This window comes from Bryobacter aggregatus MPL3, from assembly GCF_000702445.1.
In the GTDB taxonomy this organism is placed as follows: domain Bacteria; phylum Acidobacteriota; class Terriglobia; order Bryobacterales; family Bryobacteraceae; genus Bryobacter; species Bryobacter aggregatus.
Map to the genome: position 1 here is coordinate 2,778,480 of NZ_JNIF01000003.1, position 26,710 is coordinate 2,805,189.

Genomic DNA, 26,710 nt, shown 5'->3' on the forward strand with positions numbered 1-26,710 from the left:
GTAGTGCGTGTTGCCCTACTGTTGTCTCAGACTATTTTGCGGCGGCGAGTTCAGCGCGGGTCTGCTGGATGAGTGCGATGTACTGGCGGGCGCGTTCGGTGAAGACTTCGTACTTACCGCTCTTGATGGTGGCGGCATCGATCAGTTCGCCACCGACGGCCACCGAGCAGGCGCCGGCGCGGAGAAAGTCCGCGGTGGTGTCGAGATTGACGCCGCCGGTGGGGGCCATTTCGATCTGGGGGAAGGGCCCTTTGAGCGCCTTGATGTACTTGGGCCCGCCGACGTTGCCGCAGGGGAAAACTTTGACGATGTCGGCGCCGGCGTCCCAGGCCTGGGAGACTTCAGTGGGCGTGAGCGCACCGGGGAGGATGACCTTCGAGTAGCGCTTGGCCATCTCAATGGTCTTCGGGTTCAGGTTGGGGGTGACGAAAAATTCGGCTCCGGAGAGCATGCAGATGCGGCAGGTTTCGGGATCGAGAACGGTGCCTGCGCCGAGGGTAATCTTGTCGCCAAACTTCGCTGCGATCTGTTCCAGGGCCTTGATCGCACCGGGAACGGTCATCGTGATCTCTGCGGTGGTGATGCCGCCTTCATAGAGCGCTTCAATGGAGCGGATGGCGGCTTCGGCGGTGGCGGTGCGCACGACAGGGACGACGCCGACGGAGAGGAGGTTCGACAGGATTTGTTGCTTGGTCATTCCAAGGCATAGTTTATCGAGGAAAACAGGCTCCCGTTGCCGGAAGCCTGTTGGATGGAGCGGATTCTACCAATCGACGACAGAACCGTCGAAGCCGTCGTAGGTTTCGGGGCTGCGCCAGTCGTGGCCAATCTTGTCGGCCATGGCGTTCTCGTCGAGCTCGACGCCGAGACCGGGCGTGGTGGGCAGATTCAGATAACCGTTGCTGACGGTGAGCGGCTGCTTGATGTAGCCTTCGCCGAGCGAGACCTGCTCCTGGATGAGGAAGTTCGGGATGGCGGCCGAGAGTTGCACTCCGGCAGCAAGCGAGATGGGACCGAGCGGATTGTGCGGCGCAACCGAGGCATAGTAAGCCTCGGCCATACCGGCAATGAGGCGCACCTCGGTGATGCCGCCGGCGTGGCACATGTCGGGCTGCAGGATGCTGGCGGCCTTCTTCTCGAGCACTTCGCGGAAGCCCCACTTGGTGAAGACGCGTTCGCCGGTGGCGATGGGGATGTGCGTGCCGCGGGCGATGTCGGCCATGATGTCGTGATCCTGGCAGTTGATCGGCTCTTCGATGAACATCGGGTTGTAGGGTTCGAGCTTCTTGATGAGCACGCGGGCGAGCGCCGGGCTGACGCGCCCGTGGAAGTCGATGGCGATGTCGGCGCCGTCGCCGACGGCCTTGCGGAGTTCCGCGAAACGCTCGACGATGTAGTCGACTTCGGCGGGCGGTTCCACGTAGCGATGGAAGTTATTGCCGCCGGGGAATTTCTTGGAGTAGCTGCCGGAGGGGCCGGTTTTAAAGGCAGTGAAGCCCTTGGCCATCTGGGCGCGCATCACCTCGGGGGTACCGGCATGCGCATAGACGCGCACCTTGTTGCGGGTGGGGCCGCCGAGCAACTCATAGACGGGGACGCCGAGCGCCTTACCCTTGATGTCCCAGAGCGCCTGATCGATGCCGCTGAGCGCGCTGGTGAGCACGGGGCCGCCACGATAGAAGGCGTGGCGGTAGATGGCCTGCCAGTGGTGGGCCACAGGGCGGGGATCTTTGCCGATGAGGTAGGGCTCGATCTCTTTGACCGCAGCGGCGACGGTGAGCGCGCGGCCCTCCACTACCGGTTCCCCAAGGCCGACGATGCCCGCATTGGTGTGGATCTTGAGGAAGAGCCAGCGTGGCTTCACCAGGATCGTTTCGAGGCGGGTAATTTTGAGGTTGTCCTTGGCGGGTACCGGCACGTCCTTCTTCTGCGACAGGGCGGCACCGGCTGTGACCATGGAGGCGAAAGCCGTGCGAATGGCGTGACGGCGCGATTGAGGCGACATGAATTTCTCCTAGACGGAATAGATCTGGTGAACATCATTTCACTTTTCTGTCGCAATGCAAAAAGGGAGTAGCCTAAATCCTATGACTCGACGGGAATGGCTATTGGCTGCAGGGGCTGGGGCGGCATTCGGACAGCGGCGCAGCAGGCCGAATCTGGTTTTTATACTGGCCGACGATCTGGGCTATGGCGATCTTGGTTGCTATGGGCAGCAGAAGATTTTGACGCCGCATCTCGATGCGCTGGCCAAGCGCGGCGTGCAGTTTGATGCCGCCTATGCGGGGTCGACGGTTTGCGCGCCCAGCCGCTGCTGTTTGATGACCGGCCTGCATACCGGGCATACGCGGGTGCGGGGCAATGGCAAGAACGAGACTGTGTTACGCGCCGGCGATCTGGTGTTGCCGGAAGTGTTGCAATCGAACGGCTACCGGACCGCAATGTTTGGCAAGTGGGGGCTGGGCCAGCCGGGGACGCCGGGTTACCCGACCAAGAAGGGTTGGGAGGAGTGGCTGGGTTACTTCACGCAGCTCCAGGCGCATAACTATTATCCAGAGATCCTCGAACACAATGACGGGATTCTCGAGTTAGCGGGCAATACGGGATCGCAGCGTAAGGATTATGCGCCCGATGTCATTCATGGGCATGCGCTGCGCTGGCTTGACGCGCAGAATGCGGCGAAGCCGTTTTTTCTCTATTACAACTCGACGCTGCCGCATGCGAACAACGAGATGGGGCGCGACACAGGCAATGGTATGCAGATTCCGAATGATGCGCCGTATGGCGCGAAGCCTTGGCCACAAGTCGAGAAGAACTTTGCGGCGATGGTGACGAAGCTCGATCAGTATGTTGGCAGTCTGGTGGCTAAGCTCGAAGAAATGAAGTTACTCGACAATACATTGCTCGTGTTTGCTTCAGACAATGGGCCGCACAAAGAGGGTGGCCATGATCCGGAATTTTTTGCTTCGCGTGGGCCGCTGTGGGGGATCAAGCGCGATCTGTATGAGGGTGGAATTCGGGTGCCGGCGATGGCGGTTTGGGCGAATCAGATTCCAGCGGGAAGGCGGAGCACGGAGCCTTGGGCATTCTGGGATGTGATGCCGACCTTTTGCGAGGCGGCCCGTGTGCCGGCACCCGAGGGTCTCGATGGCAAGAGCATGTTGTTGCAGTGGCAAGGTAAGGGCGGTGCGACTCACGATCCGTTCTATTGGGAGTTTCATGAGAAGGGCTTTGCGCAGGCCGTGCGGCAGGGGCAATGGAAGGCGGTGCGGACGATGCAGGGCGACTTGGAATTATATGACCTGAGTACGGACTTGGGCGAGACCAAGAACGTCGCTGCGGTGCATCCGGCGGTGTTGGCCTCGTTGCGGGAACTCATGAAGACGATGCGGACGGAGAGTGCCGACTGGCCGACGCACGGCTAGGATGGACTCATGAATGAGATCCGCGTCTCGAGTTGGGGCGAACTGAACGAGCGTCTCTACGAGGAGAGCTGGTATCAGCCGCATGGGCGCTTCCGTTCGCCATATGCGTTTCGCGGCTTGCCAGACTATCGCTATGACCGGCGGACTTCGCTGAACCGCTTGGGCGGACGCTATGCGCAGGTGGAAGACGATCTGCAACGGAACTTCCGTAAGTACGCCTCGCGGCTGGCGAATCCACGGGAAACGGCGCTGTCTGATTCCTATTGGAACTGGCTGGCCATGGGCCAGCACCACGGGTTGCCGACGCGCTTGCTCGACTGGACCTTCTCGCCCTATGTCGCACTGCACTTCATGACGGCGAAGGCCGAGCTGTTTCCGATCGATGGCGTGATCTGGTGCATCGACTTCATCAAACTGCGGCGCTTTTTGCCGCCTGGACTGAAGTTGATTCTGAAGCGCGATGGCGCGGTCTTTTTCTCGGCCGATATGCTCGACCAATATGCGCGGAGTCTCGAGGATTACGACGAACGGGTGAAGTCCGAGTTGCCCTCTGGCGAGGCTTGCGTGATCTTCTTTGAGCCGCCCTCGCTCGATGACCGGATGGTGAATCAGGCCGCGCTGTTTTCGATGATGTCGAGCCCGACGCAGCAGTTGGAGGATTGGCTGCAGGTGCATGAAGCGGAGCAGCCGGGGATCTTTCGCAAGATCATTGTACCGGCGGTGTTGAAGTGGGAGGTGCGCGACAAGCTGGATATCGCGAATACCACCGAGCGGGTGATGTTTCCGGGGCTGGATGGGTTGGCGGCGTGGATGCGGCGCTACTACTCGCCAAATCATCTGATCGAGATTCGCTACAGCCCGCGCGAGGAGGATCGCTATCTGGCGCGGATCCAGGATGTGCGGGACCTGCGGATGACAGTGCAGTTGTTTCGCGGCGAGCAGCCGGTACGCGAAGTGCATCTGACCTCACGCGCCGGGAGCCAGTGGTGGGACGAGAGCAGCCAGCTTCCGATTGAGGTTTTGCCACGGCCGATACGATTTGACTTCATTCCTGACTAAACCGCCCGCAGTTTTGCTAAGCTTGAAAAGTCGCAATGTGTGGCGCCATCGTCTAGCGGTTAGGACGGAGCCCTCTCAAGGCTTAAGCAGGGGTTCGATTCCCCTTGGCGCTACCAAATCCCCCCTTCCAACTTGTCACTCGGTCTCATTGTCAGCGGTGAGGATCATTTTCTGGTCCGTGGTCCCGCATGCTCTGTCGAGATGGCGCGCACGCTGGTGCGGCGCTGGACGTTTCTAACTCCCGAAGATCTGCTGGGGCTGTCGCCGCCGATTCCTTCGGAGTGGAAGATCACAACCAAAGAATTCCGGGAAGACATTGCATGGGCGATCGTGTTGCCGGCGGCGACCGAGCACACGCCTGCAGTGGCGCAACTAGTAGCCGAGTTGAGAGCCCGAGGGATCTTAGGCGGCGACTGAGCCGAACAGGTCGGTCTGGACCGGACGGTCAAGCCGGATGTTGCCGAGCTCCGCGGCAAAGCGGCGCACGAGTTCGTAAGGGGCGCGCACTTCGCTCATCCCGAGAAGCTGCTTCATCTGGAAGGCATTGACCAGACTACGGGCGCCGGGGTCATTCGCCATCACGACAAAAGTACGCTTGGCATAGCGGCTGGCCTTGCGGATGCGATGGGTCCACTCCGAGAGTTCGTCCAGGTCGTATTGGTAGGGCCCGCTGAGCGCGCGGCCGGTGAGCCGCACATAGGCGATGGGGCTGGTTTGGAAGGAAGTGGGCGGCATAGCGCGGGCGTGATCGGGCTGGTCGATGTTGCAGAAGCCGACGTGGTAATCGATGAGCGTGCCGAGCGCATCTTCCTCGGCCCAGCTGGAGTGCCGGAATTCGGCAACCAGTGGCAGGCCCTTCAACTGGCGGCGCAATTCAATGAAGCGAGTGCGATTCTCCGCCGTGAAGCGGAAGGAACTTGGAAACTGCATCAAGAGCGCGCCGAGCTTTCCAGCTTCTTCAATCGGGCGAATCCCCTCACGAAATGCGGCGATGTCCTTCGCGTCCACTTGAGCCTCATGGGTGAGTTTTTTCCAAAGCCGCGCGGTGAACTGGAACTCAGCGTTCTCGCGCACCTGACGGCACCACAATTGGCTCAATTCCGGACGGAGCGGGCCGTAGAAGCTGGAACTGAGCTCGACGCTGTTGAAGAAGCGGGAAGTGAACTCCAGTTGATGAAAGGCCTTTGACTTCAGGTTGGGGTAAAAGACGCCCTGCCATTGGGCGTGAGCCCAACCTGAGGGTCCACAGTGGATGGGTCCGGTTGTGGGTAGATTCATATTCGCCACCTCTTCGCTTATTCAGAATAAGGCGAACAGGTAGCGAAGTCAACCGTTATTTTCGCTTGATTTTCGCCTTCTGCTTCTTCGACGAAACCAACCGAAAACTGCCCTCGATCAGGCTCTCGACTTCTTCCCAATCGAGATGACCTGTCAGCTGCAAAGTGACCCAGCCATGTTGTCCGACATAGGCGGTTTTGGTGAAGCGAGGGTCTTCGAGGAAGATCGGCTGTAATTCTTTTTCGACTTTGATTGAGAGCTGCTCGGATTGCGTGCCGCTGAGGATAGTGAAGGGTTTCCCACGCCATTTGAAGAAGGGATGACCAAACTGTTCGACTTCGATTGCCTCCGGGAAGGAGAGGCAATAGCTCCGGATTCGGGCCTGGGGAGTCAATCGTTTGGACATAGACGCACCTTTTGCTAGAATAAGAGAAGTTTATCCTGCAAAGGAGATCTTTCAATGGCAGCAAAACCAGCGTTCGCCACCAGCGCACAGGTGGAACATCCCAAGTTTGGTCTTGGGTCAGTGCTTGAATGCACAGAAGATTCCGTCCGCATTAAGTTTGACGAACATGGGGAGAAGAAATTCGTACTGTCGATCGTTCAGCCGAGTCTGAAGAAGTCTGATCGTCAGCCTCCAGCCGAGAAGAAGCGCGCTGCGCGTAAGAAGGCTGCCACAGCCTAGCTTTTCGAAGCCAATCCACAGTTTCAATCCGTCAGGGCCGCTCGAAAAGCGGCCCTTTCTGTTACACTCGAATTTCCCCACATGAAATTCGGAGTCGTAGTGTTTCCCGGCTCGAATTGTGATCACGACGCATTTTACGCCGTGACTTCCAATCTCGGGCAGCAAGCCGATTTTATCTGGCATGACAGCGAGAACCTGAGTGGCTTCGATGCCGTCATTCTCCCAGGTGGTTTCTCTTACGGAGACCATTTGCGGTGTGGCGCAATCGCCCGCTTTTCTCCTGTGATGCGAGCCATCAAGAAGTTCGCTGATGATGGCGGGCTCGTTGCAGGTTTCTGCAATGGGTTTCAGATCCTCACAGAAGCGCATATCCTTCCTGGCGCACTGGTTCGGAACGCCGGTCTGCGGTATATCTGCAAGACTGTCGGCCTCGAAACGGCCACCACCAATTCCCCCTTTACCAACGCACTCGAGAAGGGCCAAGTGTTGCAGATCCCCATCGCGCATGGCGAAGGCTGTTACACCGCGGATGCCAAGACGCTCGATGAACTGGAAGCTGAAGACCGCGTCGTGTTCCGTTATACGGACAACCCGAACGGTTCGATGCGCGACATCGCCGGCATCTTAAATCCTGGCCGCAACGTGATGGGCATGATGCCGCATCCGGAGCGCGTTTCTGACCCTCTCATGCCCGGCACCGACGGGCTCCAAGTCTTTCAATCGATCCTGACTGCATTCGCTCGAACCTAGATGACCGACACCACTTCCACGACACTCGACGCCCTGCTGAAGAAGCACAAGCTGACGCAGGGTGAATACGAGAAGATTATTCAATTGCTCGGTCGCGAGCCGAACCTGACAGAGCTTGGAATCTTCAGCGTCATGTGGAGCGAGCACTGCTCCTACAAGAGTTCGAAAGTACACCTGAAGAAGCTGCCCACCGAGAGTGCGCGCGTGCTGCAGGGGCCCGGCGAGAATGCCGGCATCATCGACATTGGCGGCGGCTATGCGATCGCCTTCAAGATTGAGTCGCACAACCATCCGAGCTTTATCGAACCCTTCCAGGGCGCGGCGACCGGCGTCGGTGGCATTCTGCGCGACATCTTCACGATGGGCGCGCGTCCGATTGCCGTTCTCGATGCGATTCGCTTTGGTCCGCTCGACAGCAAAGAGAATGGCGCGCGCAACCGCCGCATTCTCGATGGCGTCGTGCAGGGCATTTCGCATTACGGTAACTGCTTTGGCGTGCCGACGATTGGCGGCGAGACGGCGTTTGAGGCTTGCTATGACGGCAATCCGCTGGTGAACGTGTTTGCGCTTGGTGTCTTTCGTCACGATGAGATTTTCTATGGCCGCGCGACCGGCGTTGGCAATCCCGTGATCTATGTGGGGGGCCGTACTGGCCGCGATGGCATCGCCGGCGCATCCATGGCTTCTGACGTCTTCACCGAAGCGAGCCAGCAACAGCGTCCCACCGTCCAGGTGGGCGACCCCTTCATGGAGAAGTTGCTGCTTGAGGCTTGTATCGAGGCGATGAAGACCGGCGCGGTGGTCGGTATTCAGGACATGGGCGCGGCGGGCTTGACCTGTTCAACGAGCGAAATGGGTTCACGCGCCGAAACCGGTATCGACTTCGACTTGAAGCATGTGCCGCAGCGCGAGACCGGCATGACACCTTACGAGATCATGCTTTCGGAATCGCAGGAGCGTATGCTGCTGGTCGCCGAGAAGGGCCGCGAGCAGGAAATCTTCGATGTCTTCAACAAGTGGGGGCTTGAGAGCGCAACGATCGGAACGGTGACTGACGACGGCATGTTGCGTGTGCGCAACAATGGCGTCGTCGTGGCCGAGATTCGCAATCGCGATCTGGCCGATGAAGCTCCTCTCTACAATCGTCCTTACACGAAGCCGTTCCGTTCCGCGCCGATGGAAGGGCCGGCATTCCAGTCGAAGAGCCTCGAAGGCGACCTGCTCAAAATGCTGGCGAGCAACGATCTTTGCTCGAAGAAGTGGATCTGGGAACAGTACGACTACATGGTGCGTACCAATACGCTCGCAGGCCCCGGTGGCGATGCGGCGATTGTGCGGATCAAGGAAGCTGGCATCTCGGTTGCAATGTCGCTCGACGGCAATGGCCGCTACTGCTATCTGGACCCGCGCGAGGGCGTCAAGCTGATTGTCGCCGAGTGCTGCCGCAACCTTTCGGTGGTAGGCGCGCAGCCGGTTTCTGCGACGAACAACCTGAACTTCGGCAACCCGGAACGTCCCGAGATCATGGCGCAACTGGTGGAAGCAATCGAAGGCATGTCTGATGCCTGCCGCTTCTTTGAGACGCCGATTACGGGCGGCAATGTCAGCCTGTACAACGAGACGCTGGGCGAATCAATCTTCCCAACCCCAGTGATCGGAATCGTCGGTTTGCTGCCGACGGCAAAGCCGGTGCCTTCTGCCTTCCCGGCGGCGGGGCTTGACGTGCTGCTGCTCGGGGGCCTGGGCGACTGTGATCTCACGCACTTCGGTGGGACGCAGTATGCCAAGCAGGTTCTTGATCAGCTCTGGGGCCTGCCTCCCAAGCTCGATATGGAGTTTGAGAAGCGTGTGCAGTCGGCGGCGCGTGAGATTGCGCTGGGTGGTTTGGCGGCTGCGGCGCATGATCTGGGCGAGGGCGGGTTGGCTGTGGCTCTTGCGGAATGCAGCTTTGGTGGCGTGGGTGCGGCAGTCGAAATTGCTTCGGAACTGCGTCCGGAATTCACTTTGTTCCATGAAGCTCCATCCCGCGTGCTGGTTGCGACGTCTAAGTTAGAGGAAGTGCTTGCTGTGGCTGCCCGGCACGATGTGCCTGCGGTGATCCTTGGCAAGACGGCTTCGGACACACTGAAAATTTCAATCTCCGGCCAGCCGGCGATTGAAATTGCGATTGACCGGTTATACAAGACCTGGGATCAGGCTCTCGAGGAGGCGTTGCATGTTTGACAAGTTCCACGACGAGTGTGGTGTGTTTGCCATCTATGGGCATCCGGAAGCATCAAAGTTAGCGAATCTGGGGCTCTATGCGCTGCAGCATCGGGGCCAGGAGAGCGCTGGGATCGCCTCTTTGCACAACGACACGATCATCTGCCGCAAGGCGATGGGGCATGTCGCCGATGTGTTTACAAACCCGATTCTGGCGGAGTTGAAGGGTGAGTCTGCCATTGGGCACACGCGCTATTCGACGGCCGGTGACACCGTGGAGTTGAACGCCCAACCCTTCAACGTGATGTGCAACAAGGGCGCGATTGCCGTTGCCCACAATGGCAACATCACGAACGCCATCAATCTGCGCAATGAGCTGGAGCAGGATGGATCGATCTTCCAGGCCACGAGCGACACCGAAGTGATTCTGCACCTGGTGGCCCGTTCGCGCGAGAAGACGATGGCGGGCGCATTGCGCGATGCGCTGCTGCAGTTGGAAGGTGCGTTTTCGCTCGTGTTTCTGGCGGAAAAGCATGTCATTGTGGCGCGCGATCCGCATGGCTTCCGGCCGCTCGCTTTTGGACAGTTGGAGTTGAGCGGGGGCAAGGTGGCTTATGTATTTGCCAGTGAGACCTGCGCCTTTGACCTGATCAACGCGGTTTATATTTCTGATGTCGAACCGGGCGAGATGGTGATTGTCGGGCCGGAAGGCATTACGCGGCAACGCTATGCCCCGATTGCGGAGAAGGCGCATTGCGTCTTTGAGCATGTCTACTTTGCGCGTCCCGATTCGCTGGTCTTTGGCAAATCGATCGCGCATTCGCGAGAGCGCATGGGCCGTCTGTTGGCCCAGCAGTGTCCGGCCGACGCCGACATTGTCGTTCCGGTGCCGGACTCTGGAGTTGCCGCCGCACTGGGTTTTTCTGCCGAGTCGGGGATCCCCTACCGGCAGGCTCTCATCCGGAACCACTACGTTGGACGAACCTTTATCGAACCCTCGCAAACCATTCGCGATTTTGGGGTGAAGTTGAAACTGAACCCGGTTCGGCATTTGCTCGAAGGCAAACGTGTGGTGCTGGTGGATGACTCTCTGGTGCGTGGAACCACCTCACGCAAAATTGTCCGCATGGTGCGCAGTGCGGGTGCAAAAGAAGTTCATTTGCGTATCTCCTGCCCGCCTACGATTTCCCCCTGCTTCTACGGCGTCGACACTCCCACCAAAGGCGAACTGATCGCCGCCAACAATACCCTCGAAGGCATTCGTCGCTTTACAGAAGCGGACTCTGTTGCTTATCTTCCCCTGTCTGCGTTGAGTGAGGCTGTTGAGGATACGAAGCAAGAGTATTGCTACGCCTGCTACACAGGCAACTATCCCACACACTTAATTAACATCGAGGAGTTGGTCAACAACAAGGCGATGATCGGAGTCTAGGATGGGCGCGCCGCAGATTGCTCCAATCGCGGCGTCCGTACCTTACTCGCGCGTGCGTGCCATCGCGGAACTCGCGATGACGATGGAGCACGTATATCCGTTGTACTTTGGCGAATCGAATCTGCCGACGCCGGAGTTCATCAAGCGGGCGCTTGATCGGGCCGTGCGCGATGGCTTCACTTACTACACCTCCAATGCCGGTTTGTTGAGCTTGCGTGAGGCGCTGGCGCGTTACTACGTAGATAAGCATGGTGTGAGCCTGGATCCAGCTACGGAGCTGCTGGTGACCGCCTCTGGCGTACAAGCGCTCAGCGTGGGCATCCGTTGCCTGGTGGACCCTGGCGACGAAGCGCTTGTGTTGACTCCAGCCTGGCCGAATGGCGCCTCGATTGTTTCCTTGATTGGCGCAAAGGCCGTAGAGATCGCACAGCCCCTGGCTGGTAGCCGTTTCACGATCGATTTTGAAGCTCTCGAAGCGGCGCTCACTCCCAAGACGAAGCTGCTGATTTATACCTCCCCGTCGAATCCTCTTGGTTGGGTGGCGACGGTCGCGGAGCAGCAGCGGCTGCTCGATTTTGCCCGGAAATATTCCCTTTGGCTGCTGGCCGATGAGGTGTATGAGCGGCTGACCTACACGGTGCCGATTGCGCCGAGCATCTTGAAGCTGGCCACGCGTGAGGATGCGGTGCTGGTGGTGCAGAGCTTTTCGAAGGCCTATTGCATGACCGGTTGGCGCTTGGGGTGGATTGCGGGCCGTCGCGATCTGGTAAAGCGGGCAACGGAGCTGAATGAATTCCATGTGTCCTGTCCCGCAGGTTTTACGCAAAGAGCGGCGCAGGCGGCGCTCGAATGGGGCGAAGATTTCGTATCGCAGATCCGCATGCAATTGAAGGCGAATCGCGACTATTGCCTGGGGATGTTGCAAGACTTGCCGGGGGTGTCGATTCCGGAGGCCGAAGGCGCTTTCTATCTGTTCCCGAAGCTGGCCGGTCTGACGGATTCCTTCGAGTTTGCCAAGCAGTGTCTGCTCGAAACGCATGTCGGCATTGCGCCGGGCGTCGCGTTTGGACAGGGCGGGGAAGGGTCCATTCGCATTTGCTATGCAGCCGATCGCAGCGTCCTGGAGCCCGCGATGGAGCGGCTGGCTTCCTACATCTCCAAGCGGCCGCGGTAGGTCATCCCCTTGCGTGGATAGACCGCCATCCGGTAGGGGGTTCCGGTGCCTGGAATAAAGAGTTCGAAGGTGAGTTCCTTCGCCTCTGCCGCCGCGCCTTTGGGGAAGATGAAGCGCGTATAGGGGTCCGTTGGCGAGGGTGGAAAGTAGCCGGACATCTTGATCTTCTGCTTGCCAACGCGGAGGAAACTCTGGTTTTCCATGAGCGCCATGTCATTGGCCGCTTGCGTGGAAGAGGTGGGGACCGCAACGGCGAGCACGATGTACTTGCCCGCGTCACGCTCAAGGAATTCCTGGTATTCGTCCCAGGCCGGATCGACGATTGTTTCGACACCGGCGACTTTCTTGATGCGCCGCCGCCTCATCTCTTTTTCCGCTAGTTGGACCGGGAGCGCAGTGGCGAGAAAGGTGGTCACTCCATCGCGAACGCCCGCCGCGCCGGTGGATTCCGCGGGCTGCGCCCAAGGTGAATTCGCGAAGAAATCGAGCAGCTGTTGTTCGTCCCAATCAGTCACTGGAGCCGTTTCCCAGAACGGTGCAGCGACCAATAGAACCAGCAACGCGATCAACTTCGTCATACCGTTATCCTAGCGGGAATGGAGCTTTGTGCGTATCGAGGACGGAAGGCGTATCGACTGGAGAATGATCAACTTCGTTTGACGGTGTTGGCCGAGGGCGGCCACATTGCCGAACTGCTACATCGATCGAGTGGGGTGAATCCGTTGTGGACGCCGCCCTGGCCGACGATCGAGCCTTCGGCCTATTCGCCGGAACAGCATCCCGAGTACGGCAGCGATGCGGAGTCGAAATTGCTATCGGGCATCATGGGACACAATTGGTGCGTCGATTTGTTTGGCCCCCCGTCGAAGGAAGAGGCTGCTGCGGGCTATACGGTACATGGCGAAGCCTCTGTTGTTGCCTATGACAAGGACTTCAAGGCGCATCTCCCGTTATCGCAACTCGACGTGCAACGCCAGATCGCGCTCGAGGGCAACCGGGTTGCGATCGTCGAGACGGTCCGCAATCTGCTGCCCTTTGACCGTTCGATTGCCTGGCAGGAGCATGTGACGCTTGGGCCGCCCTTTGTCGAGCGCGGAGTCACCCGCCTGCATGCGCCCATTCTGCGCAGCGCAAAGCCGAATGGGGAAGAGTTCGAATGGCAGGATCGTGTGTATCCAACGGCGATGCGCAGTGCAGACTTCCATGCGCATCTGCTCACGGCTGGCGCAGTGGCGATTGAGAATCCGCGCTTGGGCCTGGAGCTTCGCTATGACTGGAATCTGCAGGATTTCCCGTGGCTGGGGATTTGGGAAGAGAATTGTGACCGGCAGTTTGCGCCTTGGAATGGTGAGACGCTCACCTGGGGCATCGAGTTTGGCGCGAGTCCGTTTCCCGAGTATCGCTTCCGCCGTGCGACCCGCGGCCTGTTCTGGGGCGCGCCGACAGCAGTGTGGCTGCCTGCGCATGGAGTCCGGGAGATTCGCTATGGCTTGACGCTGCAGGAGACGGGCGCGTGACGGCAGCGCAGGCAGTCGCAGTTGTTCAGTCTCAGCAGCGCGTCTTTGTCCATCAGGCTTGCGCGGTTCCGTTCCCTTTGTTGGATGCGCTGACGGCGCGTGCGGCCGAGTTGCGCGGGGTGGAGATGATCCACCTGCTCACCCTGGGGCCGCTTGCCTATGCCGATCCCAAGCACGGCGACAGCTTCCGTCACAATGCGCTGTTTGTGGGTGCGAATGCCCGGCCCGCCGTACAGAGCGGGCGGGCGGATTATCTGCCGGTCTTCCTGAGCGAAATCGAAGGACTCTTTCTTGATGGGACCTTGCCGATCGATGTCGCGCTGTTGCAATGCACGCCTCCTGACCGGCATGGCTATGTGAGCCTGGGGCCCAGCGTGGACGTCGCCTTGAGCGCTGCACGCGTGGCGCGGCATGTGATCGCGATTCTGAATCCACGGCTGCCGCGTACGCATGGCGATAGCTTCCTGCACAGGAGCGAGATCGACGTTTTGGTCGAAGGTGAGTTTGAATTGCCGGAGAGCCATGCAAAGGAGAGTACGCCGGAGCAGCGGGCGATTGCGCAGCATGTCGCGAATTTGATTCCCGACGGGGCAACGCTGCAGCTTGGGATTGGGGCGATTCCGGATGCCATCGCGGTGCTGCTCACGAATCATCGGCACCTCAGCGTACACACGGAGATGGTGAGCGATGCGATCCTGCCGCTTCTCGAATCGGGTGCCGTGGACCATCGCGATAAGAAGATTTATCGCAATAAGGTGTCTGCGGGCTTTGCGATTGGCTCGCGCCGCCTGATGGACTTTCTCGATGACAATCCGCTCTTTGCCTTTCATCCGACGCGGCTGATCAATGATCCGCTGCTGATTGCACAGAACCCACGTGTTTGCGCGGTGAACGCGGCGCTCGAGATCGATCTGATGGGACAAGTTTGCGCCGATACGATTGGCCCCTTGCAGCATTCGGGGATTGGCGGGCAACTGGATTTTATTCGCGGTGCGGCGCGGAGTGAAGGTGGGATGCCGTTTCTTTGTCTGCCCTCGACGGCAAAGGGTGGGACCCTCTCGCGGATTGTTCCCCAGCTCAAGCCGGGCGCTGCGGTGCTGACCACACGCGGTGATGTGCAGTGGGTGGTGACGGAGTTCGGTGCCGTGAATTTGCGAGGGAAGAACCTACGCCAGCGCGCAGAGGCGCTGGTTTCGATTGCACATCCAAAGTTTCAGAAAGAGTTGTCTCTCTCGATTGCTTAGGCGAGCTTGCCGAGCAGTTCGAGATCGACGTTGCCGCCACTCACCACCAGGCCCACACGGCTGATCCCGCCCGGAATCTTGCCTGCCAGGGCGGCGGCGATACAGACCGCACCACTGGGTTCAACGACAATCTTGAGCCGGGTGAGCGCAAAGCGCATCGCCTCATAGATTTCGTCCTCGGTAACGAGCAGGATGTCTTCAACCAGTCGCTGGACGATCGGGAAGGTGATGTCGCCTGGTTTCGGAGTACGGAGCCCATCGGCAATGGTCTGGCTGCCTGCTACTTCAACCGGCTTACCGGCCTTCAGGCTCAACGCATGATCGTTGGCTAATGCAGGCTCGACGCCGAAGACCCGAATGGCAGGGTTGATGTCCTTGGCGATCAAAGCGCAGCCGCTCAGCATACCCCCGCCGCCGACGCAGACCAGTAGCGCATCCAGATTCGGAATTTCTTCCAGCAACTCCAGTGCCAGCGTTCCTTGGCCCTCGATCGTCCATGGGTGATCGTAAGGCGGAATCACGGTTGCGCCTGTTTCTGCTGCGATCTGCCGGGACAGGGCTTCGCGGTTTTCGGTGAGGCGGTCGTAGGTGATGACACGCGCACCCATGTCGCGCGTATTGGCGATCTTGATGCGCGGGGCATCCGAGGGCATCACGATGGTGGCGGCAAGGCCTGCGGCGCGGCTCGCGTAGGCGGCTGCTTGCGCGTGGTTGCCGCTCGAATAGGCGATGATGCCACGGGCCCGGTCGGCCTCAGGAATGCGCTGGATGAAGTTGGTAGCCCCACGCAGTTTAAAGCTGCCGGTGCGTTGGAAATTCTCCGCTTTGAGAAAGCAGTCGAGGCCACTGCGCTCTTTGAGTCCGCGGGAAGTCAGCACCGGGGTGCGATGGACCAGACCCGCAATCCGTGTGGCTGCGGACCGGACGTCCGCAGCCGTGGGCGATGGCAATTGCACTAGTAGCCTACGCTCTTGTCAACGAGGTTCTGGAGTGCTTCGCCCTTCACAAAGCGATCGAAGTTGGCGAGGAAGATCTCCATCGAATCCTCAAGCCAGGTGCGCGAGTGGTCGGCGGTGTGGAAGCTGACGAGGATGTTGTCCAGGCTGTAGAAGACGTGGCCTTCGGGGAGCGGTTCCACTTCAAAGACGTCGAGCGCTGCACCGCGAATCGACTTCTCCTGCAGGGCTGTGATGAGCGCCCGCTCATCGATTGCGTTGCCGCGTCCGAGATTGATGATGACCGCATCGGACTTCATCGCCTTCAGCTCTTCAGTGGAGACAATGCCCTTGGTGTCGGGTGTGGCAGGCATCGCAAGGAGGAGATAGTCGCTGACGGCCATGAGTTCCTGCTTGCGATCCATGCCCCAGATTTCATCGGCGCACTCGTCGCCCGCGGATTTTTCAGGACGGCGGCGCAATGCGATCACCTTCATGCCGAAAGCCTTGGCGCGGCGGGCGGACGCTTTGCCGATGTCACCGTAGCCGAGAATGCCGAGTGTCTTGCCCTGCAGCATGTCGATGTCGAAGACATCCCATTTGCCGGCTTTCTGGCTGTTCAACATGCGGCGCAGATCTTTTGCAAAAAACAGCATGGCGGCAATGCAATATTCGCCGAGTGACTGGCTATAGGCGCCCTTTGCATTGGTAACCGGGATATGGGATTCCCGGAGGCTGGTGGCCATCAGATGATCGACACCGGCAGACAGGGAGTGGAGCCAGCGCAGTTTTTGCGCCTTGCCGATGGCGGCATTGACAGTCGGCGTGGGCGCACCCATGCCAGTGAGGATGACGTCGGCATCGGCAGCGAGTTCTTCCACCCGGGCAGGGTCTTTGGTGACTTCATACTGCACCTTGTCTCCCAATTTGGGGAGCAGACTGAGGTAGCGTCCGCCGGGCTCGGCGATCACGAGGAGTTTTAGCGAGGACATAGGGGTTAAATCGCTAGGATAACTTGGCCCGGGCTCTTCTCCGCTGGTTGCTAAACTGAAGACGTGGCGGAAGTTTGCAGTTGCGGTACACAGCTCGTTGAGAATGCTCGTTTTTGTCATCGATGCGGCGCGCCCACATCGGTCCTCATTCCTGAGGAAGAAGCGGTTCCGGAAGAGGTCGAGCAACTTCTCGAAGCAGTGGAGCTGAAAACAGCGCCTGCTGAGATCAATTTCAGCAATGGCACTGCGGTTCGAGTGGGTCTGATCGTTGCGGCTATCTCGATGGCAATCTTTGGCCCGCTGGCAAATCTTGGGGGCGGCGGCGCCTCATTTATCGGAATTGTGCTGCTGACGATCTTCGCCGGATCTTTATCCGTCTGGTTCTACCAACGCCGTACCGGCGAACCGCTGACGGTGGTGGCTGGCGCGCGGCTCGGCTGGATCACCGGCGTTTTTATTTTTGCGCTGTTCCTGGTGCTCTTCACCATCTCGTTCATTCCTGCTCTTGAGTCTGGGGAGATTCAAAAGCTGCAGGAAGCGGCGCTCAAACAGAATCTTTCCGATGCCGACATGATGAAGGTAAGAGAAGTGTTTGAGAGCCCGGTGATGGTGTCGATCCTAGTGATTCTCGCGATGGTTGTTCACTTCGTCGGGGCCACGACGCTCACCAGCATCGGCGGCATGTTGGGCGCGAAGCTTCTCCGACGCGACCAGAGTCTTTAAGCTCAGGCCGCCCATGAGCACCCACACGGCCAGCCGCATGTCTCCATCGAGAGTGAAGTAGGCCAGGAGGGCGAAGAGCAGATAGCCGCCCAGGGCAAAGATTAGTTTCGAGCTTTTCATGGCATGTTGTACGAGAAGGCGAACTGCAAGCGCACTACATCGCCCTTGAACTCCGCAGGCAATGGCGGAAATGGGTTGGACGCGCTGATGCCAGCAACGGCGGCGCGGTCCAGCGCCTCCGTGCCAGAGGGTCCGGAAATCACAAGCTTCGGCACCCGGCCGTCTCTGCTGATCGAAAACTGAATCATCGTCTTACCACGGCGTCCGTAGTTTGCACTTTCTGGAATGACAGCAAACCAGTTCTTGCGGACAATGGCGAGGATGCGTTTGAGGTAGGGCCGGAAGTCGACACCTTGCGGATCGCTGAGCAATTCGAGGCTGGAGCCGATCTGGTTCTGCGGCCGCATCGGATTGGCGGGCGAGGGGAGATCGGTCACGACCTGGCCGCTGGTGCCCTGCGAGGCTCCGGCAGACTGGCGGGCCATGTCTTCCATGCTCTGGCGCTGCATCTGGGGAATGCGGCCGTCGGCGAGGCCTTTCTTTGCTCCTGCGGCCTGGCCCACATTCTCAAACGGACTTTTCTTCAACTGTTCCTGCGGCCTGATCTCGGGAGGCGGCAACTGTGGGGTTCCGAGTTGTGCCAATTGCCTGGTGTCGGGCGCAATGGGTTGTAGCTGCGGTGGGGCCTCAACGGGCTGCTGTTGCGGTTCTGAGCGCGGCGTGGGCGTTGGCGGCGGGATGTAGGTCTTGGGCGCGCGGCGATTCTGCAGGCTCGCGTTGAGGTCGTCGACATTCAACTCCTGCTTGATGGGGCCCTTGTTCTTTTCCTTCTGCGTCAGCTCAAAGCGCGGGGCCACCAGCGGGATCACTTTGCGCTCGACACGCGGGGCGTCCTGCGGCGGGACGTAGTGGCTGTCAAAGAGGCTGCGGGGCGCCATCAGGATCAGGCCGAAGAAGACCAGATGGAAGACCACCGACAGGATGGCCGCGATGCTGCGCTTGGGGCGCAGAGAAGCCTCGTCCCAATCCCGGATGAGATTGAGTTCTTCTACAGGCGAGTTGGTGGGATCAGATGGCAGAATAGCCGGCATCCTGCAAGGTCTCTCTCACGACTCGAGCGTGTAATTCGATTTTATCAACCACTTCCATCGCAACCTTCAATGCTTGTAACGACGTCTCGCCGTCTACCTTAGGTTTCTCGCGGCTGCGGACACTGTGGAGAAAGGCTTCGAGTTCCAGCCGCAAAGGCTCGTTTTTGACCACGGCAAAGGGCTTGATTCGCACTTGCTGTTGTGTTCCGACCTCGATGCCGAAGAGCTCCTGCTTCGAGTAGTCGAGACTCAGATAGGCGCCGGGCTGGAAGACACGCATTTTTCGCACCTTCTCGGTGGAGGCCCGGCTGGCCGTGAGATTCGCGATGACGCCACCAGGGAAGGCCATGCGGACATTGGCGATATCCACCTTGCCGCTGAGGATCTGGATGCCCGCCGCCTCGATCGAGACCGGCAGCTTGCCGATGAGGCCGAGCAGGATCTCAATGTCGTGGATCATCAGGTCGAGGACAACATCGACATCGAGGCTGCGCGGGGTGAAGATGCTGAGGCGATGGATCTCAAAAAACAGCGGCAGCGTGACGGCCTTTGCCAGCGCGGTGACGGCGGGGTTGAAGCGTTCGAGATGGCCCACCTGGAGGATGCGCTGCTGTTTTTGTGCGGTCTCGACGAGGCGGGCGCCACTGGCGATATCGAGCGCAATCGGCTTTTCGACCAGGATGTCGAGCCCGGCTTCCATCAGCGCGCAGCCGACTTCGGCGTGGGCGATGGTGGGGACGGCGACGACACAGGCTTCGGCGTTCTGGGCCAGCTCGGTGAGCGACGAGAAGGTGCGGACGCCGAACTCAGCCGCAACGGCTGCGGCGTGTTCCGGATTGAGATCGTAGATGCCGGTGAGCTCGGCGCCGGGGAGTTCCTTGAGAACCCGGATGTGGTTGCGTCCAAATGCACCAGCCCCAGCGACCGCGATTCGAACGACTTTTGCGTGGATGTCCAAACTACCAGTATTTCATCTGCGTTATGATTCCACTTCGGAGTCAGGTGAATGAAATTCCTACTACGCGGCACCGCCGCACTTTTAGTTGGCCTCGGTCTGTACATGACGTCGATGCCAGCACAGCCACAACCCAAGAAAAAGAAGATCCTCGCGATCGGTGAGACGCGTGGCTTTCATCACGACGCGACTTCCGACGGCCTGGCGCTTGTACACGATCTTGGTAAGAAGACCGGCCTCTGGGATACCTACATCCAGACCAGTTGCGAGTTCATCACCAAGAAGAAGTTGACCGGCAATAAGAAGAACCTCGACTATTACGATGCGGTGTTCTTTTACACCACCGGCGAACTGCAGATGGACGCCGAGCAGAAGGCTTCCTTGATGAGCTTCATCAAGGACGAGGGCAAGGGTTTTATCGGCATGCACAGCGCGCTCGATACTTTCTATGAATGGCCTGAGTACGGCGAGATGATCGGCGGCTATTTTGACAGCCATCCCTGGAATACCTTTGACGCGCCGGTCATTGTCGAAGACCGCAGCCATCCGGCCATGGCGCACTTTCCGAAGGCCTTTGTGATCTATGACGAGATCTACCAGGCCAAGCTCTTCTCCCGCGATAAGGTGCGTGTGCTGGCGCGTCTCGATGAGACGAAGATCGATCTGAAGGCGAAGAATGTGAAGCGCACCGATGGCGACTTTGCGGTGGCCTGGGTGAAGAACTACGGCAATGGCCGGGTCTTCTATTCCACCTTCGGCCATCACGAGCAGGCGCTGAACCGCCCGGACATCCAGACGATGTATACCGAGGCGATCAAGTGGGCGCTGAAACTGACCGAGGGCGACGCAACACCGCGTCCCCGTCCGGCAAAGTAACGCCGCGCCGTGGACTACACGCCCCTAGTCCTCAGTCTCAAAGTTGCTTTTGCCGCGACCTTCATTTCTCTTCTCATCGCGCTGGCCTGTGCCTGGGCGCTGAGTGAATTGCAGTTTCGCGGCAAAGAGCTGCTGGACGCTGCGATGACGCTGCCACTGGTGTTGCCGCCCACCGTTCTTGGCTATTACCTGCTGATCGTATTGGGCCGCGAGAGCTGGCTCGGCATGCTTTGGGAACGGGTGACCGGAAGCCCGATTGTCTTTACGCCGAAGGCCGCTGTGATTGCGGCAATCTTTCATTCTGCCCCGCTGTTGACCAAGTACCTGCGCGCCGCTGTTGAGAGCGTCGATCCGATCTACATCAAGGCCGCCCGCAGTCTGGGGATTGCAGAGTGGAACATCTACCTGCGTGTCATTCTGCCGCTGTGCCAGCGGGCCATTGCGGCCGCGGCGGTGCTTGCATTTGCGCGTTCGCTTGGCGATTTTGGCGTGACGATCATGATCGCGGGCAACATCCCTGGCAAGACGCAGACCCTGTCTGTGGCGATCTATGAAGCCGTCGAATCGGGCCGCAACTCGGTCGCTTTGTGGCTGGTGTTGATTGTATCGGTGATTGGTTTTAGCGGGGTTTGGATCGCGAATCGTTTGAGCGCGCCGCCCGCCCTGCGATCCTAGAACAATGCTCGAAGTCCGACTGCAGAAACGATTCCCCGAAGCCCAAGAATCGGCGAGTTTCCAACTGGATGCGCAGTTTGCGGCTGCTGCGGGAATCACGGTTTTGTTCGGCCCGAGCGGGTCAGGAAAGTCGCTGACCCTCGACTTGATCGCGGGCTTTGGGAAGCCCGATGCCGGGCGCGTGCTGCTGCGCGATCGTCTGCTGCTCGATGTCGCAACCGGCGTCTTTCTGCCGCCGCAACAGCGGCGCTGTGGCTATCTGTTCCAGCGCCTTGCCTTGTTTCCGCACATGAGTCTGCGCGAGAACCTCGAGTATGCGGCAACTTCGGTGCCGAAGCTCGAGCGGCATCGCCGGGTGAGTGAGTTGCTTGAAGACTTCCGCCTGGTGGAGATTGCGGGCCGCCGGCCGAGCCAGGTTTCAGGCGGCCAGCGCCAGCGCTGTGCCATCGCTCGAGCGCTTGTGGTGGACCCTGAGATCCTGTTGCTCGATGAGCCGTCGGTGGGCCTCGATGTGGCGCTGCGCTTTGAATTGTATGAGGTGCTGGGACGGGTGCGCGATGAGTTCAAGGTGCCGGTGCTCTTGGTGACGCATGACCTCGATGAGGCCTTTGCGCTGGCCGACCAGATGGTGGTGCTGCTGGGCGGGCGCGTGGCGCAGGTGGGCTTGCCGCGTGACATTCTGTCGCAGCCTGCTTCGGCGGGAGTTGCGAATCTGCTGGGCATGTTCAATCTGCTGCCGGCCGAGATCAAGATGCTGGACCCCGGCAACAACAAGAGCAAGCTGCGCTGGAATGGGATTGAGCTCGAAGGCCCCTACTATCCGGCCCGCCTGCTGGGCGATCAGGTGACGGTGTGCGTGCGCCGCGATGAGATTGCGGTGACGCCGAAGATGGGCAAGGCAGAGAAGGGCGTGCTGGTGTTGACGCTCGAAGGCAGTTCTGAGACCGCGCGGTCGGCGTTGCTGCACTTTAGCGGCGGGCTGATTGTCGAGTTGCCGCTCGAGGAATTTGCCGAGAATAGCCATCATCGCGAGTGGGTGCTGCGCTTTCCCACCGCGACGCTGAGGATTCTTTGACGCGGCATTGCATCACCGAAGGTTTGGGGCCTGTGCCTTCAGGCGCGAGCGTGGTGCAACTGCGGGCCAAGGGTTTGAGCGATAGGGAAGTGTTGCGGCGGGCCCTGTTGCTGCGCGCGAGTTTTGCCGGGACCTTGCTGATCAATGAACGCTTTGACCTGTGCCTGGTTGCGGGCGCTGATGGGGTGCATCTGCCTTCAAATCGGATTGCGCCTTACCGGCTGACAAAGCGCTATGGCTTGCTGGTGGGCGTCTCCTGCCATTCGATTGAGGATGTGAAGCGGGCCGAGGGGGAGGGCGCGGATTATGTGTATCTAAGCCCGATTTTCGAGAGCCTGTCAAAACCCGGCTATGGGCCTGCCTTGGGTCTCGAAGTGCTGGCTGAGGCGGTGCGGGCGGTGCGGATTCCCGTGATCGCCTTGGGCGGCGTAAACGCGCAGAATGAGGCGGCCTGCCGGCAGTCAGGAGCCGCCGGCATCGCGGGCATCTCTTATTTTGGTAACGATATGCCTGGCTCCACCAAGGCTTAGACTTGCTCCAAGCCAGGCGGGTCTAAGTCTTGCGTTGTGGTGGATCTGCTCTGCTATCGCCTTTACCCTCGCCATTGTGATGCTGTCTCGCTGCTCCACTACAAGCGCAATGTACGGTCGCACGCCGACGGTACAAGCGAGAATGAGCTGTAGCGTTGCTGGGTAGCCGGGAATTGAATTGTCGTCGAGGCGAGCTCCTTACGCCTAGGCGATCATTCGGTGACAGTGATGCCATTCCATCGATGGGCCGTTCCGGGTCCGTCACAGCAAGAGCACTCAAATGGTTGATTGCTTCACCTTTTGCTGCTCTTGCCACTTCGGTTGGGTTCTGTATGGAGTTGCCCTTACTTCGGGTATTCGTAGCCTTTGCGGTAGTCGCGGGCGAGGAACTTGTTTGCCGCCGGGTCGTGCAGGATCACTTCTTTCTCCCCATCCCATTCAAGGCTGCGTCCGTGGCGCCAGGAAGCGACGGCGAGCAGGCTCATGGCCGTTGCACGATGGCCTTTTTCGATGTCGCAGGCGGGCAGCCGTTTGTCGCGAATCGCATCGAGGAAGTCGCGCCAGAGCTCCTTGATGTTCTGCCCGTCGGGATCGTTCAGTTTCGGGTCGACGTGGATGCTCTGCTTTTTCGGGTCTGAGGGGTAGAAGGTCCAGCCGTCACGCCAGCCCATGTGGAAGGTGCCTTCGGTGCCGTAGAAGTAGCAGCCGATGGCAGCCTTTTCGGCATTGTTGTTTGCGTAGAGACGATGTTCCCAATCGGCACGGAAGCCTTCAAATTCAAAGGCGGCGATGAGGGTGTCGGGGGCGTCGGTGGAGTCCTGACGGATGAGGCGGCCGCCTGTCGCGTAGACCTTCTTCGGGTATTTCTCCTCGGTCCACCAGAGCATCTGGTCGAACCAGTGGATGCCCCAGTCGCCGATGGTGCCGTTGGCGAAATCCATGAACTGGCGGAAGCCTTTCGGATGGATCGCTTTGTTGAAGGGGCGCAGCGGCGCGGGGCCGCACCAGCTGTCCCAATCGAGACCCTTCGGCGTTGGGGAGTCTGGTGTTTTGACGCCCGCGCCGCCAGGGCTGCCGACGAAGGCGCGCACCATGCCAATCTTGCCGACCTTGCCGCTCTTGAGGAATTCCATGCCCGAGATGCAATGGGGCGACATGCGGCGGTGGGTGCCCACTTGCACCATGCGCTGGGTGGCACGGGCGGTGCGCACCATCGCGCTGCCTTCCTTGAGGGTGTGGCTGATGGGCTTCTCGACATAGACATGCGCGCCGGCCTTCATCGCGGCAATGGCGGCGAGGGCGTGCCAGTGGTCTGGGGTGGCGACGATGCAGATCTCCGGCTTCTCTTTGGCGAGCATCTCGCGGTAGTCGCGGTAGCGCCTGGGCGTGTCGCTACTGAGCTTGCGCATCTCGGCTTCCGTGGCATCGAGAGCGGCTTCATCGACGTCGCAGATGCCCACAACTTGAGACTGTCCGGCCTCCATGGCACAACGCAGAATGTTGTTGCCCCACCAGCCTGCACCAATGATTGCGGTGCGGTAGCGGGTGCTCGATTGCGCCCATAGCGGAGTGGACAAATAGATCGCGGTTCTTCTCGTCATTGAGTTATGTATACTGTGGAAGCTCCCCCGGCACAAGCTGAATTCTTCCTAGATGCCGCACTCCAACACTATTCTCCTGAACACTCTGGCGCACGAGATGCGCCAACCACTGAGTACGATCGAGTCGATTGCGTATTACCTCGAGTTGGCGCTGCCCAACGCCGAGCCGCGTGTGGCTGAACATCTGACGCGCTTGCGTCAACTGGTGGCACAGAGCGGGTGGATTTTGAGCGATGCGCTGACGTTGTCGCAAGCAGGCGCGGCGGCACCCGAGGCGGTGGATCTGGACCAGATTCTGAGGGCTTATGTTTCTGAGCAGACGCAGCAGGATTCGCTCGGCAATCGCTTCAACCTCCATCTGGACGGAGGGCCTGTGTGGATGGACTTCCGCCATGCGACGCAGATGGTGAGCGCGGTGTGCCGCCTGCTGGGTGGCGCGGCAAGGCCAGGCGCTCCGGTTGCGATTGTCACGGATGTGCTTGCTAGCGGTGATGTGCAGTTGCGCGTGACCGCTGTTGGCCTGATGGGCGAGGATTGCAGCCCGGCTGCCGGGTCTGGCTTGATCCTCGATTGTCTGGAGCGCATGGCCGCCGCCAACGGGGCTAGCTTGATTGTGCGTCTGTCGGATCCGAGTTGTCTGGAGTTGACGCTTGCTCTTCCTGCCGCTCCGCAATTGACTGCAGAGTTTTCCGCATTTCTGGCAGACGAGCAACGAGAGCCAACTGCTCCAGGTATTCTTTAAGCGGCCGTGCCGGGGTGCCCCAGACAGGCTGCCCGGCGCGCACAATCTTTGAGGTGAGTACGCCGCAGCCCGAGCCCAATACAGCGCCTGCTTCGATGCGCGCCTTATCGCCAATGCCCACCTGCCCGCCGATGATTGCGCCGGCTCCTACGGTGACGCCACCTGAGAGACCGGTCTGGGCGGCAATGACCACGTTTTCGCCAATTTGACAGTTGTGGGCGATGTGCACGAGGTTGTCGATCTTGACTCCGCTGCCGATGAGGGTGACCCCGAGCGCGGCTCGGTCAATGCAGGAGTTGGCGCCGATCTCGACATCGTCGCCGATGCGGACCCGGCCCACTTGCGGGAACTTGCGGTAGCGGCCCTCCACCAGCACGAAGCCGAAGCCATCGGCGCCGAGCACACAGCCAGAGTGGATCACCGCGCGGGCTCCGATCTCGACACCGGCATAGATGGTGACGTGGGGGTGGATGATGCTGTTGTCCCCGATTTTGACGCCTTTGCCGATGGTGCAGTGGGCGCCGATTGAGACGTTGGCGCCGAGTTCGACATCGGCTTCAAGAACAGCGCTCGGATGGATGCCGGTGGGGCCTTGGGGCGGGAAGAGCAACTGGAGCGAGTGGGCGAAGGCGCTGCGCGGCTCGTTTGCGCGGATCAACGTGCGATCGCCGCTGGGATAATCCATCGTGACGATGAGGCAGCCGGCGGCGGAACTCTGCGCCATTGGCCAGAACTTGCGGGCGGCGACGAAGGAGAGTTCGCCGCTCGTGGCCCGCTCGAGCTCGGCGGCCCCCAGGATTTCTATTTCTCCATCGCCCTCAAAGCTCAGCTTCAGATTCTCCGCCAACTCACGAACACGCATAATCTATTTATGCCCATAGACCCGGGTGCTTTGGTTGCACCCACGGCAAGAATTCATCCCGATGCGACGATTGGCCCCGGTTGCGTGGTGGGAGAGTACTGCATCATTGAACAGGATGTGACGCTTGGCCCGCGCTGCATTCTCGAACCTTACGTGTATTTGAAGCGCTGGACGAGCCTTGGGGAAGGCAATGAAATCAGTGCTTCGACCGTGCTGGGGACTGATCCGCTCGATAAGAACTTTCGCGGCGAGCGCAGCTATTTGCGGATTGGCAATCACAACAAGATTCGCGAGCATTTTACGATTTCGCGGGCGACTAAGCCCGAGGCGAGTACGGTGATTGGCGATCACAACTTCATCATGACCTCGGGGCACATCGCGCATGATTGCCAGTTGGGAAGCCACATCGTGGTGGCGAGCTGTACCCTGCTGGCCGGTTATGTCGAGGTAGGGGATCGGGCTTTTCTGTCGGGAGGCGTCGTGGTGCACCAGTATTCGCGGATTGGACGGCTGGTGATGGTGGGGGGCAATACGCGAGTGAATTCTGATTTGGCTCCGTTTTTCTTGTATTCGAATTTCGATGTTGCTGTTGAGGGCGTAAACACGGTGGGGCTGCGGCGGGCTGGTTTTGATGCCGCCGAGCGGCAGGTGGTGAAGGACTGCTACCGGCTGCTGTTCCGGAGCGGGCTGAAGAAGGACGAGGCTTGTGCGGGTCTGGAGGCGCTTGCGCATCCGATTGGGGCGGAATTGGCTTCGTTTGTGCGATCGAGCCAGCGCGGAATTGCCCGTCCGGCGGCGTGACGGAAACTGCTCCGAAGCGTCCATGA

General features: G+C 59.7%; 27 protein-coding genes and 1 tRNA gene. 17 read left to right on the plus strand and 11 right to left on the minus strand.

The window, feature by feature from the left end; translation table 11 throughout:
* Positions 1 to 31: 31 nt before the first annotated feature.
* Together M017_RS0112975 and dgoD are read right to left on the minus strand one after the other, a co-directional pair.
* Positions 32 to 697: a bifunctional 4-hydroxy-2-oxoglutarate aldolase/2-dehydro-3-deoxy-phosphogluconate aldolase gene (locus M017_RS0112975; protein WP_031498438.1), complete on the minus strand. Its 666-nt coding sequence runs from the start codon at positions 695 to 697 to the stop codon at positions 32 to 34.
* A gap of 66 nt (positions 698 to 763) precedes the next feature.
* On the minus strand, positions 764 to 2,005 hold the full coding sequence (gene dgoD / locus M017_RS0112980) for a galactonate dehydratase (RefSeq protein WP_080507715.1): 1,242 nt from the start codon (positions 2,003 to 2,005) through the stop codon (positions 764 to 766).
* 82 nt (positions 2,006 to 2,087) lie between these two features.
* On the opposite strand from dgoD, the gene M017_RS0112985 reads away from it, so the two are divergent.
* The 4 genes from M017_RS0112985 to M017_RS28730 all read left to right on the plus strand — a co-directional run bounded on the left by M017_RS0112985 (position 2,088) and on the right by M017_RS28730 (position 4,901).
* Positions 2,088 to 3,425, plus strand: coding sequence for an arylsulfatase (locus tag M017_RS0112985; protein ID WP_031498442.1), 1,338 nt, complete (start codon positions 2,088 to 2,090; stop codon positions 3,423 to 3,425).
* 9 nt (positions 3,426 to 3,434) lie between these two features.
* On the plus strand, positions 3,435 to 4,484 hold the full coding sequence (locus M017_RS0112990; protein WP_080507717.1) for an FRG domain-containing protein: 1,050 nt from the start codon (positions 3,435 to 3,437) through the stop codon (positions 4,482 to 4,484).
* 41 nt (positions 4,485 to 4,525) lie between these two features.
* Positions 4,526 to 4,600: transfer RNA gene (locus M017_RS0112995), tRNA-Glu, on the plus strand.
* A 16-nt stretch (positions 4,601 to 4,616) separates the two neighbouring features.
* Positions 4,617 to 4,901 carry a hypothetical protein gene (locus tag M017_RS28730; RefSeq protein WP_031498445.1) on the plus strand — a complete coding sequence of 95 codons (285 nt, stop codon included), beginning with the start codon at positions 4,617 to 4,619 and terminating at the stop codon, positions 4,899 to 4,901.
* On the opposite strand, the gene M017_RS0113005 is transcribed toward M017_RS28730, so the two are convergent.
* Both M017_RS0113005 and M017_RS27710 read right to left on the minus strand, forming a co-directional pair.
* Complete coding sequence (locus M017_RS0113005) at positions 4,887 to 5,762, minus strand: DUF72 domain-containing protein (RefSeq protein ID WP_051670013.1); 876 nt, start codon at positions 5,760 to 5,762, stop codon at positions 4,887 to 4,889. The two genes, M017_RS28730 and M017_RS0113005, sit on opposite strands and share 15 nt — an antisense overlap.
* 55 nt (positions 5,763 to 5,817) lie before the next feature.
* Complete coding sequence (locus M017_RS27710; protein WP_051670015.1) at positions 5,818 to 6,168, minus strand: MmcQ/YjbR family DNA-binding protein; 351 nt, start codon at positions 6,166 to 6,168, stop codon at positions 5,818 to 5,820.
* A gap of 54 nt (positions 6,169 to 6,222) precedes the next feature.
* On the opposite strand from M017_RS27710, the gene M017_RS0113015 reads away from it, so the two are divergent.
* From M017_RS0113015 to M017_RS0113035, 5 genes are all read left to right on the plus strand, one after another.
* Positions 6,223 to 6,447 carry a hypothetical protein gene (locus tag M017_RS0113015; RefSeq protein ID WP_031498448.1) on the plus strand — a complete coding sequence of 75 codons (225 nt, stop codon included), beginning with the start codon at positions 6,223 to 6,225 and terminating at the stop codon, positions 6,445 to 6,447.
* An 81-nt stretch (positions 6,448 to 6,528) separates the two neighbouring features.
* Positions 6,529 to 7,197: a phosphoribosylformylglycinamidine synthase subunit PurQ gene (gene purQ / locus M017_RS0113020; RefSeq protein ID WP_031498449.1), complete on the plus strand. Its 669-nt coding sequence runs from the start codon at positions 6,529 to 6,531 to the stop codon at positions 7,195 to 7,197.
* Positions 7,198 to 9,420, plus strand: a complete 2,223-nt coding sequence (gene purL, locus M017_RS0113025; RefSeq protein WP_031498450.1) for a phosphoribosylformylglycinamidine synthase subunit PurL — start codon at positions 7,198 to 7,200, stop codon at positions 9,418 to 9,420.
* The gene (gene purF, locus M017_RS0113030; protein WP_031498451.1) at positions 9,413 to 10,831 is read left to right on the plus strand and encodes an amidophosphoribosyltransferase; all 1,419 of its coding nucleotides are present in this window, start codon (positions 9,413 to 9,415) and stop codon (positions 10,829 to 10,831) included. The genes purL and purF overlap by 8 nt, the downstream gene beginning before the upstream one ends.
* Before the next feature lies 1 nt (position 10,832).
* Positions 10,833 to 12,005 (plus strand): pyridoxal phosphate-dependent aminotransferase, encoded by a 1,173-nt coding sequence (locus M017_RS0113035; protein ID WP_031498454.1) that lies wholly within the window; start codon positions 10,833 to 10,835, stop codon positions 12,003 to 12,005.
* Here the strand turns inward: M017_RS0113035 and M017_RS0113040 are convergent.
* Positions 11,981 to 12,583 (minus strand): hypothetical protein, encoded by a 603-nt coding sequence (locus M017_RS0113040; RefSeq protein ID WP_031498455.1) that lies wholly within the window; start codon positions 12,581 to 12,583, stop codon positions 11,981 to 11,983. The genes M017_RS0113035 and M017_RS0113040 overlap by 25 nt on opposite strands.
* Before the next feature lie 18 nt (positions 12,584 to 12,601).
* Between M017_RS0113040 and M017_RS0113045 the strand changes: the two genes are divergently transcribed.
* Positions 12,602 to 13,522, plus strand: coding sequence for an aldose epimerase family protein (locus M017_RS0113045; protein WP_155121391.1), 921 nt, complete (start codon positions 12,602 to 12,604; stop codon positions 13,520 to 13,522).
* Positions 13,519 to 14,766, plus strand: a complete 1,248-nt coding sequence (locus tag M017_RS0113050; RefSeq protein WP_031498457.1) for an acetyl-CoA hydrolase/transferase family protein — start codon at positions 13,519 to 13,521, stop codon at positions 14,764 to 14,766. Before M017_RS0113045 ends, M017_RS0113050 begins: the two co-directional genes overlap by 4 nt.
* Here the strand turns inward: M017_RS0113050 and M017_RS0113055 are convergent.
* A complete protein-coding gene (locus tag M017_RS0113055; protein ID WP_420313852.1) occupies positions 14,763 to 15,722 on the minus strand; it encodes a threonine ammonia-lyase in 960 nt (319 codons plus the stop codon). The genes M017_RS0113050 and M017_RS0113055 overlap by 4 nt on opposite strands.
* Positions 15,722 to 16,693 (minus strand): D-2-hydroxyacid dehydrogenase, encoded by a 972-nt coding sequence (locus tag M017_RS0113060; protein WP_031498459.1) that lies wholly within the window; start codon positions 16,691 to 16,693, stop codon positions 15,722 to 15,724. Before M017_RS0113060 ends, M017_RS0113055 begins: the two co-directional genes overlap by 1 nt.
* 63 nt (positions 16,694 to 16,756) lie before the next feature.
* Between M017_RS0113060 and M017_RS0113065 the strand changes: the two genes are divergently transcribed.
* Positions 16,757 to 17,416: a zinc ribbon domain-containing protein gene (locus tag M017_RS0113065; RefSeq protein ID WP_031498460.1), complete on the plus strand. Its 660-nt coding sequence runs from the start codon at positions 16,757 to 16,759 to the stop codon at positions 17,414 to 17,416.
* A 116-nt stretch (positions 17,417 to 17,532) separates the two neighbouring features.
* On the opposite strand, the gene tolA is transcribed toward M017_RS0113065, so the two are convergent.
* Together tolA and M017_RS0113075 are read right to left on the minus strand one after the other, a co-directional pair.
* Positions 17,533 to 18,567, minus strand: coding sequence for a cell envelope integrity protein TolA (gene tolA, locus M017_RS0113070; RefSeq protein ID WP_031498461.1), 1,035 nt, complete (start codon positions 18,565 to 18,567; stop codon positions 17,533 to 17,535).
* Positions 18,545 to 19,525 (minus strand): Gfo/Idh/MocA family protein, encoded by a 981-nt coding sequence (locus M017_RS0113075; RefSeq protein ID WP_238325880.1) that lies wholly within the window; start codon positions 19,523 to 19,525, stop codon positions 18,545 to 18,547. The genes tolA and M017_RS0113075 overlap by 23 nt, the downstream gene beginning before the upstream one ends.
* Positions 19,526 to 19,573: 48 nt before the next feature.
* On the opposite strand from M017_RS0113075, the gene M017_RS0113080 reads away from it, so the two are divergent.
* Genes M017_RS0113080 through M017_RS26630 form a run of 4 tightly spaced genes read left to right on the plus strand, consistent with a single transcriptional unit; the run spans position 19,574 to position 22,678 of the window.
* A complete protein-coding gene (locus M017_RS0113080) occupies positions 19,574 to 20,398 on the plus strand; it encodes a ThuA domain-containing protein (protein WP_031498463.1) in 825 nt (274 codons plus the stop codon).
* Positions 20,399 to 20,407: 9 nt separating this feature from the next.
* Entirely contained in the window at positions 20,408 to 21,073 is a 666-nt protein-coding gene (modB, locus tag M017_RS0113085) for a molybdate ABC transporter permease subunit (RefSeq protein ID WP_031498464.1), read from the plus strand.
* A 4-nt stretch (positions 21,074 to 21,077) separates the two neighbouring features.
* Positions 21,078 to 22,148, plus strand: a complete 1,071-nt coding sequence (locus tag M017_RS0113090; RefSeq protein WP_051670017.1) for an ABC transporter ATP-binding protein — start codon at positions 21,078 to 21,080, stop codon at positions 22,146 to 22,148.
* Positions 22,145 to 22,678: a thiamine phosphate synthase gene (locus M017_RS26630; protein WP_051670019.1), complete on the plus strand. Its 534-nt coding sequence runs from the start codon at positions 22,145 to 22,147 to the stop codon at positions 22,676 to 22,678. The genes M017_RS0113090 and M017_RS26630 overlap by 4 nt, the downstream gene beginning before the upstream one ends.
* 344 nt (positions 22,679 to 23,022) lie before the next feature.
* Here M017_RS26630 and M017_RS0113100 read toward each other — a convergent pair whose 3' ends face one another.
* Complete coding sequence (locus M017_RS0113100) at positions 23,023 to 24,279, minus strand: Gfo/Idh/MocA family protein (RefSeq protein WP_031498469.1); 1,257 nt, start codon at positions 24,277 to 24,279, stop codon at positions 23,023 to 23,025.
* 602 nt (positions 24,280 to 24,881) lie between these two features.
* Positions 24,882 to 25,883 (minus strand): UDP-3-O-(3-hydroxymyristoyl)glucosamine N-acyltransferase, encoded by a 1,002-nt coding sequence (lpxD, locus tag M017_RS0113110; protein WP_051670021.1) that lies wholly within the window; start codon positions 25,881 to 25,883, stop codon positions 24,882 to 24,884.
* Positions 25,884 to 25,892: 9 nt separating this feature from the next.
* Between lpxD and lpxA the strand changes: the two genes are divergently transcribed.
* The gene (lpxA, locus tag M017_RS0113115; protein ID WP_031498472.1) at positions 25,893 to 26,684 is read left to right on the plus strand and encodes an acyl-ACP--UDP-N-acetylglucosamine O-acyltransferase; all 792 of its coding nucleotides are present in this window, start codon (positions 25,893 to 25,895) and stop codon (positions 26,682 to 26,684) included.
* The last annotated feature ends 26 nt before the right edge of the window (positions 26,685 to 26,710 follow it).